Annotated in this window: 8 protein-coding genes; 6 read left to right on the forward strand and 2 right to left on the reverse strand. The window is 47.7% G+C overall.

The window, feature by feature from the left end; genetic code table 11:
- Positions 1-19 precede the first annotated feature (19 nt).
- Entirely contained in the window at positions 20-3,475 is a 3,456-nt protein-coding gene (gene metH / locus CB4_RS04030) for a methionine synthase (protein ID WP_096463694.1), read from the forward strand.
- A 21-nt stretch (positions 3,476-3,496) separates the two neighbouring features.
- Positions 3,497-5,347: a bifunctional homocysteine S-methyltransferase/methylenetetrahydrofolate reductase gene (locus CB4_RS04035; protein WP_096463695.1), complete on the forward strand. Its 1,851-nt coding sequence runs from the start codon at positions 3,497-3,499 to the stop codon at positions 5,345-5,347.
- Between the two features lie 162 nt (positions 5,348-5,509).
- Here CB4_RS04035 and CB4_RS04040 read toward each other — a convergent pair whose 3' ends face one another.
- On the reverse strand, positions 5,510-6,889 hold the full coding sequence (locus tag CB4_RS04040) for a dipeptidase (protein ID WP_096463696.1): 1,380 nt from the start codon (positions 6,887-6,889) through the stop codon (positions 5,510-5,512).
- Between the two features lie 327 nt (positions 6,890-7,216).
- Between CB4_RS04040 and CB4_RS04045 the strand changes: the two genes are divergently transcribed.
- On the forward strand, positions 7,217-8,128 hold the full coding sequence (locus CB4_RS04045; protein WP_096463697.1) for a polysaccharide deacetylase family protein: 912 nt from the start codon (positions 7,217-7,219) through the stop codon (positions 8,126-8,128).
- 88 nt (positions 8,129-8,216) lie between these two features.
- Here CB4_RS04045 and CB4_RS04050 read toward each other — a convergent pair.
- A protein-coding gene (locus tag CB4_RS04050) for an IS630 family transposase (protein WP_269459516.1) occupies positions 8,217-9,255 on the reverse strand; the annotation gives its coding sequence in 2 pieces (ribosomal slippage) (positions 8,217-8,756 and positions 8,758-9,255; 1,038 coding nt in all).
- A gap of 292 nt (positions 9,256-9,547) precedes the next feature.
- Between CB4_RS04050 and CB4_RS04055 the strand changes: the two genes are divergently transcribed.
- From CB4_RS04055 to CB4_RS04065, 3 genes are all read left to right on the forward strand, one after another.
- Positions 9,548-9,889, forward strand: coding sequence for a toprim domain-containing protein (locus CB4_RS04055; protein WP_172890785.1), 342 nt, complete (start codon positions 9,548-9,550; stop codon positions 9,887-9,889).
- Between the two features lie 33 nt (positions 9,890-9,922).
- A complete protein-coding gene (locus CB4_RS04060) occupies positions 9,923-10,534 on the forward strand; it encodes an NUDIX hydrolase (protein ID WP_096463699.1) in 612 nt (203 codons plus the stop codon).
- Between the two features lie 391 nt (positions 10,535-10,925).
- On the forward strand, positions 10,926-11,861 hold the full coding sequence (locus CB4_RS04065) for a COX15/CtaA family protein (RefSeq protein WP_157737778.1): 936 nt from the start codon (positions 10,926-10,928) through the stop codon (positions 11,859-11,861).

Consider the following 11,861-nt stretch of genomic DNA (forward strand, 5'->3'; position numbering starts at 1 on the left):
AAAAAAGGGGATGAGACGGATGAAAGAAACAACCACGCCAGCCAAGCTGGCATTAGAAGCAAGACTTGCCGAGAAAATTCTGGTCATTGATGGAGCGATGGGTACGATGCTCCAGCAGGCAAATCTCGGTCCGGATGACTTCGGAGGCGAAGCGTATGATGGATGTAATGAACTGCTGAACGTAACCCGCCCGGATGTGATTCGTTCCATCCATGAGAAGTATCTCGAAGCGGGTGCAGATATTATTGAGACGAATACGTTCGGTGGCGCATCTGTTGTGCTGGCCGAATATGAGGTGCAGGACCGCGCCCGTGAGATTAACCTGGCCGCCGCTCGCCTGGCAAAAGAAGCAGTAGATGCATATTCGACACCAGACTGGCCGCGTTATGTGGCTGGAGCGATCGGTCCCACGACGAAAACATTGTCTGTAACAGGCGGCATTACATTTGAAGAACTGATCGATTCTTACTACGAACAGGTGCTGGCGCTTATTGAAGGGGGCGTCGATGTTCTGTTGCTGGAAACGGCGCAGGATACATTAAATGTAAAAGCAGGTGGGGTTGCCATTCAGAAAGCGTTTGACACACTAGATCGTCGCCTTCCGGTGATGATTTCTGGAACAATTGAGCCGATGGGGACTACGCTTGCTGGTCAGAATATTGAGGCGTTTTATATTTCACTTACCCATTTGAAGCCGATTTCGGTCGGTCTAAACTGTGCGACAGGCCCGGAATTCATGCGCGATCATATTCGTACGTTGTCTGGCATGGCTGACTGTACGGTGAGTTGTTATCCGAATGCAGGGCTACCGGATGAAGACGGTAATTATCATGAATCACCACAGACACTCGCTACGAAGCTGGCTGGATTTGCGGAGCAAGGCTGGATTAACGTTACTGGCGGTTGTTGTGGTACGACACCGGATCACATTCGGGCGATTGCGGATGTAATGAAGCAGTATGAACCACGTAAGCCGGGTGGAATCGACACGCATGTAGTATCCGGTATTGAACCTGTATATCTGGACCCGGATAGCCGCCCGCTGTTTGTCGGAGAGCGGACGAATGTTATCGGGTCCAAAAAGTTCCGTGATCTGATCAAAGAAGGCAAATATGAGGAAGCATCGGAAATCGCCCGTGCCCAGGTAAAGCGAGGGGCGCATGTGATTGACATTTGTCTGGCGGACCCGGACCGTGATGAAGCAAGTGATATGGAGGCGTTTCTTCAGTTTGTCGTCCGCAAGGTCAAGGTGCCATTGATGATCGATTCTACAGATCCGAATGTCATTGCGCTGGCCCTGAAGTATTCGCAGGGCAAGGCGATCATTAACTCGATTAATCTTGAGGATGGTGAAGAGCGGTTCGATGAAGTGGCGCCGCTGTTGACGAAGTTCGGTGGTGCAGTTGTAGTCGGAACGATTGATGAAGAAGGAATGGCGGTAACACGGGAGCGCAAGCTGGAAGTGGCTGCGCGGTCGTATGATCTGCTTGTAAATAAATACGGATTGAATCCGCGTGATTTAATTTTTGATCCGCTTGTATTCCCGGTTGGCACCGGAGATGAGGCGTATATTGGATCGGCGAAAGAAACAGTAGAAGGCATTCGACTCATTAAAGAAAAATTCCCGGAATGCCAGACGATTCTCGGTGTCAGCAACGTGTCATTCGGTCTGCCACCAGCGGGTCGGGAAGTGCTAAATGCAGTGTATTTGTATCACTGCACAAAAGCAGGGCTCGATTACGCCATCGTTAATACCGAGAAGTTACAGCGTTTCGCTTCGATTTCGGACGAGGAGCGCACGATGGCAGAAGAGTTGCTGTTTGACACAACCGATGAGACGCTGGCGTCATTCACAGCCTTCTATCGTGAGAAGAAAGTAGAGGCGAATGTTGAAGTATCTAATCTGACGTTAGAAGAGCGTCTGGCCCGTTATGTTGTAGAAGGAACAAAAGAGGGGTTAGTTCCAGACTTAGAAGAAGCACGCAACAAGTATAAGCCGCTCGAAATTATTAACGGGCCACTCATGACGGGCATGGACGAAGTAGGTCGCCTGTTCAACGATAACCAGTTGATTGTAGCCGAAGTATTGCAGAGTGCAGAAGTCATGAAGGCGGCGGTGGCGCATCTCGAACCTTATATGGAAAAAACAGAATCCGCCGCGAAAGGTACCGTCATGCTGGCAACGGTGAAAGGTGATGTACATGATATCGGCAAAAACCTTGTCGAGATCATTCTGGGCAACAATGGCTATGACATCATTAACTTGGGCATCAAAGTTACACCGGAACAGATTATCCAGGCGTGCCGTGAATCGAAGCCAGATATGATCGGCCTGTCCGGTTTGCTTGTCAAATCAGCTCAGCAGATGGTTACAACCGCTCAGGACTTAAAAGAAGCAGGCATTGATGCCCCGATTCTTGTCGGGGGTGCGGCGCTGACCCGCAAGTTCACAGATACCCGCATTGCACCGCAGTATGATGGGCTTGTACTATATGCGAAGGACGCGATGTATGGGCTTGATCTAGCTAATAAATTGGCCAATCCAAAAGAACGTGCTGCTCTAGAAGCAGCACATGAGGAAGCGCTGGCTGCTTGGGCTGTACCAGAAAATGCAGCGGTAGAAGTAAAAGCAGCCGAGTTTGTGCCGACTCGTTCGAATGTAGGTTCATCAACGCCGGTCTATTTGGCACCGGATACGGACCGTCATGTTTTGCGTGACTACCCGCTTACACATCTGCAGCCGTATATCAACTGGCGTATGCTAATTGGCAAGCATCTTGGTGTGCGTGGCAATGTCGACAAGCTGCTCGAAGAAGGGGACCCGAAAACAACGGAGCTGAAAGCAGTGCTTGATGAGCTGTTGGCAGAAGCAAAACAGACCGGACTTCTTAAAGTGCAGGCGATGTATCGTTTCTTCCCAGCTCAGGGGGATGGCAATAAAGTGTATGTCTATGATCCAGCTGACCACAGCCGCATCATTCAGACATTTGAATTCCCGCGCCAGACGAAAGATCCATACCTTTGCCTGGCTGATTTCTTGAAGCCCGTTGAAAGCGGGGAGATGGATTATGTGGCATTCCTTGTCGTAACAGCGGGCGAAGGTGTGCGTGAGAAAGCGGAAGAATGGAAAGAAAAAGGCGATTATTTGCGTTCCCATGCCTTGCAGGCGCTGGCATTAGAGTTGGCGGAGGCATTTGCTGAGCGTGCGCATCATATTATTCGTGATACATGGGGCTTTCCAGACCGGGCGGAGATGACCATGCTTGAACGTTTTGGTGCACGCTATCAGGGGATTCGCGTCTCATTCGGCTACCCAGCTTGCCCGGATTTAGAAGACCAGAAGAAACTGTTTGCACTTATGCACCCGGAAGATATCGGGGTTATTCTGACAGAAGGGTGCATGATGGAGCCGGAAGCATCTGTATCAGCGATGGTATTCTCTCATCCAGAAGCACGCTATTTCAATGCGGAGTAGCAGGGGAAAGGAGATAGAGAAATGGCAAAAGAGAACCTCAAACAATATCTGCAAGACCATCTACTGATTGGAGACGGAGCCATGGCCACATGGCTCTACCGTCTTGGCGTGCCGATAGGAGTCTGTTATGAAGAACTGACGCTGTCTAATCCAGAGTTGATTGGAAGTGTGCACCGTTCGTATTATGACGCCGGCGCACGGTTTATTCAGACAAACACATACGGCGCACACCGTGATTCGCTTGCCCGCCATGGGCTTGGGCATAAGGTGACCCGTATTAATCGTAAGGCGGCACAGTTAGCACGGGAATCTGTGGGAGAGGATGCGTACATCGCGGGTGGCATTGGCTCCATCAATGGGGGCCGCGTGCGTGATACGAATATTCAGCCGTATGCCGAGCAGTTCGAGGAACAGACAGAGGCGCTCCTGCTTGGTGGGGTTGACGCAATTCTACTGGAGACGTTCCTTGACCTGGATGAGCTGCTGCTGGCACTGAATGTAATCCGCCCGATGACGGACCTGCCGATTATTGCTCAGCTTGCCACAATTGAAGTAGGCCGCACGCGTGATGGTTTTACATTGAGCCAGGCATTTGCCGAGATGAAAAAGGCGGGAGCCGATATCGTCGGTCTGAATTGCCGTCTCGGTCCGGCAGAAGCGCTCCGATCGATTGAGCAGACGATTATCCCGGATGATACGCCGTTTTCCGTGTTTCCGAATGCGGGTCGTCTGGCCATCTCGGATGGGGAATATTCATACGCATCTGTGCCGCAGTACTTCGGAGATAGTGCGCTTCGCTTCCGTACGCAGGGTGCACGCCTGATCGGTGGCTGCTGTGGAACGACACCGGAGCATATCCGTATGATGGCACAAGTACTGGCAGAGCGTGAGCCACTGCCGCGTGTCAATCCAGTGCGTGAGGCAGAGGAAGCATTCGTTCCGATTGAGATCGGATCGCCGTCGGTTCGTCCACCGAGCATTGTGGATACGGTAAAGGAACGTCATACGATTATTGTCGAATTAGACCCGCCACGTGATCTCGATACAGAGCGGTTCTTAGCCGGAACCGCTGCCTTGCAGGATGCGGGTGCGGATGCGGTCACATTGGCAGATAATTCGCTGGCGACGACGCGCATGAGTAATCTGGCGCTCGGGGCCATGATGAAATCGAAGCTCGGGGCGGAGCCGTTGCTGCACATCGCCTGCCGTGACCGTAATCTGATCGGCCAGCAGTCGCACTTGATGGGCATGCATGCGCTCGGCATTCACCAGGCACTCGTTATTACGGGCGACCCGGCTCGTTTCGGTGATTTGCCAGGGGCAAGTTCCGTGTTTGACGTTTCTTCGTTTGACTTGATCCGCATGATCAAGCAGTTGAATGAAGGATTTACGTTCTCCGGTAAGCCGCTGAAGCAGCGGGCAAACTTCGTCGTGGGGGCTGCATTCAACCCGCATGTGCGCCAGTTCGATGCGGCGCTGCGTCGTTTGGAGAAGAAAATCGAAGCGGGTGCGGATTATATTATGACGCAGCCGGTGTATGATGTGGAGATGATTGAGCGGATTCATGAGGGGGCAAAGCATCTTGATGTGCCGATTTTTATCGGCATTATGCCGCTCACCGGATCACGCAACGCCGAGTTCTTGCATAATGAGGTACCGGGTATTCGGTTGTCTGACGAGGCACGGGAGCGGATGCGGAAGTTTGAATCAGGTCCAGAGGCACGCGCAGAAGGTGTGGCGATTGCACGGGAGTTGACGGATGCGGCGATGGCGTATTTCAATGGTATTTATTTGATTACGCCGTTCTTCTATTATGAGATGACGGCGGAGTTGACACGGTATATTCGCCAGAAGTCATCGGTTGTCTTGTAAAGCATAGGTAAAGGGTATGGACCGTCTTGGGAGAGGCGGTCTTTTTTGATCCAGTTCTTTACAGGATTTGAGAAGTTGATAGTTTATTTATAGACCGAACGTTCAGTTTAGACGAGAATCCAGCCTCTACATGAAGCTGGATTCTCGTCTACTATATGGGGATTAGTTCCACTCTGTATGCGCTAGCTCTTTCAGATAGGCGCAGATCGTCAGTAGCCCTTTATCAAAATTCTCAAGATGGAAATGCTCGTTCGGCGCATGGAAGTTCTCACCCGGCAGACCGAAACCCATCAGGACGACCGGAACAGCAAGTAGACGACCAAAGCCTTCCACAATGGGAATCGAGCCACCCATCCGGGTCAGGGCGGGCTTGACTTCATACGCTTTCTCATACGCGGTCATCGCCGCCTGAATCACCGGATGATCGTACGGCATCTGGAATGGGCGGCCTTTATCCGTCCGGGTTACCGTGACGCGAACGCCTGGCGGTGTATGGGCGTGAATGTGCGCTTCCACAGCATTAAGAATGTCATCCGGTTCCTGGTCGGCAACCAGTCGGCAGGAAAGCTTGGCGTGTGCTTCAGCGGGTAGGACGGTTTTAGTGCCTTCACCTTGGAAGCCACCATACAACCCATTTATTTCAAGGGTCGGGCGTGTCCATGTACGCTCAAGGAAGCTATAGCCTGCTTCACCGTACAGTTCGGATACGTTCAGCTCCTGCTTAACGGCTCCCTCATCATAATTCAGTTCCCGATACGCCTGACGTTCTTCCTCAGTCAGCGGTACGACCTTATCATAAAATCCGTCGACTGCTACCCGTCCGTCCGCATTGTGCAGAGAAGCGAGAATAGAGGAGAGGGCGTGCAGTGGATTGGCCACACCCCCACCGTAAATGCCGGAATGCAGGTCGCCCTTTGCGCCATACACATCAATCTGCATCGCGCATAATCCACGCAGACCGTAGCAAATCGCAGGCTTGCCTCGCTCTAGCATCGGGGTATCCGAGATGACCAGCACATCGGCGGCAAGCAGGTCTTTATTTTCTGCTACAAATGGCTCAAGTGTCGGACTGCCCACTTCTTCTTCGCCTTCGATGCAGAACTTGATGTTGACCGGAAGTTTTCCTTCTGTCTGAAGAAGCGCTTCTACAGCTTTAATATGCATGAACACTTGCCCTTTATCATCGGATGCGCCACGCGCGTAAATTTTTTCGTCCCGAATATCCGGCTCAAAAGGTGGGGTTTGCCATAGATGCAGAGGATCGACCGGCTGTACGTCATAGTGCCCGTATACAAGTACGGTTTTATCGCTGTCGGCGTGCAGCCAGTCGGCATATACAATTGGATTACTCGCCGTTGGCATCAGTTTCACATTCTCCAGTCCTGCTGCTTTCAGGGAATCGACTAGCCACTCTGCTGCTCGCTTCATGTCTTCTTTATGCTCAGAGAGCGCACTCACACTTGGGATGCGCAGAAAAGTCTTCATTTCTTCTAGGTGTTCAGCTCGGTGTTCTTTTAGAAATCCTTCATATTTCTCTGTCATGTTATCTAGTCTCCTTTATTTAGGAAATAAGGTTTAGCATTACCTTTGCCAACAATAATAAAACAAGCTCTTTTCTTAATATAGAAGAAACTTTTTTTACATAATGAGGGTTATTATTCTTAATTATCTTTATATGTTAAAATAGGGGAATATCGATATACAAATTTTCATAGGATTTTTTGATGATTTCTCATCAATCTTTAATGTCTATCTTATTTCCAGTGATTATTATAAGAAATAGAGCTCATTGTCAGCTTGATGGACAGGGTTATTCAATAAATCTAAAGAGAGAAAAACTCCAGCATTTGCAAGGAGCGAGGAAAAAATATGAAAAAAATGGGGCTAGTATTATCTGTTTTACTTATCGTATATATGCTTTCTGCTTGTAGTACATTCGATAAGGATGTAGCTGGAACACAGGAAAATTCCGGGGCCCAGAAAAAACATAAGCACCAGCATGAAAATCCGTTTATTCCATCTCATACGTATGAGAAAGGGGACATAGATGCATCTGTTCCTGGGGTTCCTGTTCTTATGTATCATCACATACTAAAGGCAAGTGAAAATAAAAAATTTCGTAAGAATCCAGCTGTAATTACACCTGAAGCTTTTGCTGTCCAAATGAAAATTCTGCATGATAATGGGTACAAGACGATTCAGCTTGATACACTTGAACAATATGTGGATAAAAAAATTAAGCTGCCCGCAAAAACAGTGGTTTTAACCTTTGATGATGGTTATTTGACAAATTTTATGTACGCTTATCCGATACTTAAGCGTTATCAGTATAAAGCAACCATGTTCGTAATCACAGGGTCTATGCAGCAAGATCCGGAAAAGTTCAATCCAGATATGTTAAACCGCGTAAGCTGGTCTGAATTACCTAAGTACAGTGATGTATTTACGTATGAGCCCCATGCGCATCACTTCCACCGTGTACTCGGTAAGGAAAGTTTTATGTTGGCACAGCCACGTGTAGCAGTTAAAAATGATATCCATACCGTTAGCGAATTATTACATGCTCATCACTTTGGTAACCGTTACTTTGCGTATCCATACGGTCAGTATAACCAAAACACGATTAAAATTTTAAAACAAGAAGGCATCCATATGGCCTTTACAACTAGAAAAGGAAGGGTATATCCAGGCAGTCCAAAATTTGAATTGAATCGCATCGGTGTGTTTCCGTATACAAGTCTTAAAGAATTTAAAAAGAGCATCGGTTTAAATGCTTTGTGAAATAGCTGCTCAAATAAAAAAGAAAACAAGTCATCTTAAGTTAGGTGGCTTTTTTCTGTTACCTGTTATATAAGTTGAATTAAATAATTTACATTTTTGTGCACAAGCGATTCACAATCCGACATAAATCTTGATTTATGTGCTGAATAAATGCCTGTACATTGGTACGAATCTCTTTTACAGATTCATAAAACACATTTTCGATGATTGATTTTTTCAGCCATTTCCACAAGCCTTCGATAAGGTTAAGGTTTGGACTATACGGAGGCAAAAAGACAAGGGAGAGACGCTCCGCCTGTTCTTGTAAAAAGGGCTGAATCAATTTTGCATGATGAATACGTGCATTATCCAGAACCATGACAATTTTCCCTGTGGGATACTGTTCAAGTACAAGTTCTAAAAAGGAAAGAAATGTTTGGGCGTCGTACTGTTCACGTTCGATACAGAATACGTTTCCTGTTTCATAGTTCAAGGCTCCAATTAGCTTTACACCCTGATGCTTTCCATACGTTGGAATAAGGCGTTGCTTCCCCCGAAGAAACCAGGTAGAACTAACAGCCTGATAATCCCGGATCATCGCTTCATCTTGGAAAAGAACGTGGTCAATTTCTCCATTCAGAAGTTTTTTTTATCCCCGTAAAGGTTTCACGAAAAGCTTCCTGTTTTTCAGGATCGGCTTTGGCAAGGGTATAAGAAGCTTTTGTATAGCTAAAACCGAGACGTTTCAAAAGTATGGTTACTCCTTTTAGTGTGTAAGAAACTCCATACTCTCGTTCGATCCATTTCCCAATTAGACCTGCGGTCCAGTTATACTCGACAGGGACATCAACATCAATCGGACGTTTCGTTGCGACTACCTCAGCCACCTGTTGTTCTTGTTCTTCCGTTAAACGTTTCGGTGCGCCAGGAGAATGTCTGAGTTCCAGACCAGCCAGCCCGTTTTTTCGATACAGTTTCAAATACGTGCAGATGGTTTGGGGTGTACGCCCAAGAAGCTGTGCAATATCTTTATTTTTCTTTCCACAAAGATGAAGATACACGGTTTGATAGCGTTCGAACATCCGCTTATCCTTCGTGGTGTTCATCGCTTTCCTTGCTTCTTGTATGTCAATCTGCTTCTCATTCATCTTTTTGTCGCCTCTCCATCGTGAAAATCTTGATAGAGGTTTATTTCCACACAAAACATAAAAAACCTTTAATTCAACTTATATAGCTTGTTACACCGCAAACAATTTTCCAAAGGGTGTGAAGGGAGGAAGAAGGGTAACATAGAAGTAAACGGAAATACGGGGCAGAGGCATCAATGGTGGAGTGATTTGAGTTCATCCAGCGAAATCGTAGAATTTACGGGCAGCGCAAATCGCCATATAATAGAAGAGAGGACAAATATGTTGGTATATTCACTGTGAGGTGAGCGTCATGATTGTGAACAAAGTCATTATCGTGGAAGGCAAGACCGACAAGAAACGTCTGGAAAAAATTATTGCAGAACCAGTCGAGATTATCTGCACCAACGGCACATTAAGTAGCTATAAGCTTGAGGAGCTATACAGTGAGGCAGGGGATGCAGAGGTATATATTTTTGTAGATGAGGATTCGTCCGGTCGCAAGCTGCGGGCCCAGCTTCGGCAGGAGTTTCCTTGCGCAAGGCATTTGTATACGCGCAAAAGCTATGCTGAAATTGCACGTACGCCGTACGACTACCTGGCCAAAATTTTACGCGACGCCTATATTGAGATAGATGAGGCGGTGATTCTGTAGGCGCGTATATGTAAAGGAGAAGATTATTAGTCGATGTTAGAACAAATTCAACAGCGTATAAGTCAGCGTTCCGTTAACTTGTTTGGGTTCGCCCCGTTGATGCGGGCGGCTATTATGATACCTCTGATTGAAAAAGACGGCAAATGGCACGTTCTGTTTGAGGTGCGGGCCAGTACGCTTACGCGTCAGCCAGGAGAGATATGCTTCCCTGGGGGCAAGATTGATCCGTCTGATAAAAACGAGAAAGAGGCGGCTATCCGTGAGACATGTGAGGAGCTTGGCATTCAGTCTGACGATATTGAAGTGATCGCCGATCTCGGCGTGCTGATTCCGCCTTACTCTTCTTCCATCTACTCCTTTGTCGGGCGTATCCGGGATGAACGCCGCCTGTCACCTAACAAAGCGGAAGTCGGAGAAGTATTTTATGTGCCGCTTTCGTTTTTTCTGGAGAATGAGCCGCAGGTACACTACATTCAGCTGGCCGTGAAGCCGGATGAAGATTTCCCGTTCGACCTCATTCCGCTCGGCAAAGAGTACAAGTGGCGGACCACTCGCTTGCCTGAATTTTTCTATCAATACAATGGGAAAATTATCTGGGGATTAACGGCGCGGATTGTGCAAGAGTTCATCTCGGTCATCAAGTGAAATTGTGAAAGTACTGTGTCCGATGTGCTGAACTCCTTCTAGAAGTAAAGGCCAAAAAAGCCTTTGCTTTTTTGGTTTTATCGCTGTTTTCACAAGGGTCACAGGCATAGATAACGTGCTTCCTACATATAGCCAAAACACTATACAAAGCAAATGAAACTTGATAACATCTATATGGTGTAAACTAGATAGATGTTATTTTGCATCTACAGTTCTACTGTATTTGTCCCATGTCAGCCCTGAAGCATGATGTAAGGAAGAGGTGTTATTGGCACGAAATCGCCTTTCTTTCCGATGCATTATACTGGTATGATGGGAATGCCATGTCGTGTATGTGAATATGACGTGGAGGCATAGCTACTACTTTTTAAGTATAACGGGGGACTTTTGTATGGGTTATCGTTTACCTTTTGTAACAAGTGTCGCGATCTTCCTGCTGCTTATTGCCGGAGCGCTCGTCGTCGGACTTGATGCCGGATTGGCTTGTTCGGACTGGCCGCTCTGCAACGGGCATATCATTCCACCAATGGAAGGCAAGATTATTATTGAGTACACGCATCGGATGCTATCGACAACGATCGGATTTATAGTTTTGGCCAATGTGTACATGGCATGGCGCCATCGGAAAGAGAGCCCGAAGGCCGCTAAACTGACGTTTGTTTCGCTTATTCTGTTGGGCGTGGTCGCTGTACTGGGCGGTGTGAACGTGCTGCACAAACTTCCGCGGGGTTTTACAGCGATGGATACGAGTGCTGCGATGTTGTTGTTTGCCACGTACGTTACGATTACGGGTATTAACCTGGCACAGCATCGGAGAGAGAATGGACAATTTGAGGAGAATCGCAATGTGCTTGCCCTTCGCAAACGTGCCATGTGGGCAACGGGCGCGATTTATTTGCAAATTGTGCTTGGAGCGTTCATCAAGCATAGTCATGCTGGGAAAGTATGGGTGCTTGGTGGCGATGAGTGGCTTAGTGAGCTTATCACCTCTCAAACGGTTGCTGAAGTTTTGATGTACCTACATTTTGTTATAAGTGTAGTGGTTGCCGGCGCGATTATTAGCCTATTCTTCCATTCCATGCAGAAGAAAGTGTTGAAGTTCGAAGCGTCGATGGTGGCGGGCTTGCTTGTATTAGAGATCGTTGCTGGTTTTGCGGATATTAGCGCGAATCTGGCGCTTTGGGCTAGCATTATGCATACATCGTTGTCTTCTTTACTGTTTGCGTTTAGTGTGTTTATGACTGTAGAGACACGATTAGGCGGCGAACTGCTGCGTTCCGGGTCTCTCGTGTCGCAGCGTCACCATTCCACAGGCAATCTTGGCTAA

This window comes from Aneurinibacillus soli (assembly GCF_002355375.1).
Classification (GTDB): domain Bacteria; phylum Bacillota; class Bacilli; order Aneurinibacillales; family Aneurinibacillaceae; genus Aneurinibacillus; species Aneurinibacillus soli.

Bases quoted from the DNA above. Each gene is read 5' to 3' on its own strand.
- metH (WP_096463694.1), top strand. From the start codon at position 20: ATGAAAGAAACAACCACGCCAGCCAAGCTGGCATTAGAAGCAAGACTT.
- CB4_RS04035 (WP_096463695.1), top strand. From the start codon at position 3,497: ATGGCAAAAGAGAACCTCAAACAATATCTGCAAGACCATCTACTGATT.
- CB4_RS04040 (WP_096463696.1), bottom strand. From the start codon at position 6,889: ATGACAGAGAAATATGAAGGATTTCTAAAAGAACACCGAGCTGAACAC.
- CB4_RS04045 (WP_096463697.1), top strand. From the start codon at position 7,217: ATGAAAAAAATGGGGCTAGTATTATCTGTTTTACTTATCGTATATATG.
- CB4_RS04055 (WP_172890785.1), top strand. From the start codon at position 9,548: ATGATTGTGAACAAAGTCATTATCGTGGAAGGCAAGACCGACAAGAAA.
- CB4_RS04060 (WP_096463699.1), top strand. From the start codon at position 9,923: ATGTTAGAACAAATTCAACAGCGTATAAGTCAGCGTTCCGTTAACTTG.
- CB4_RS04065 (WP_157737778.1), top strand. From the start codon at position 10,926: ATGGGTTATCGTTTACCTTTTGTAACAAGTGTCGCGATCTTCCTGCTG.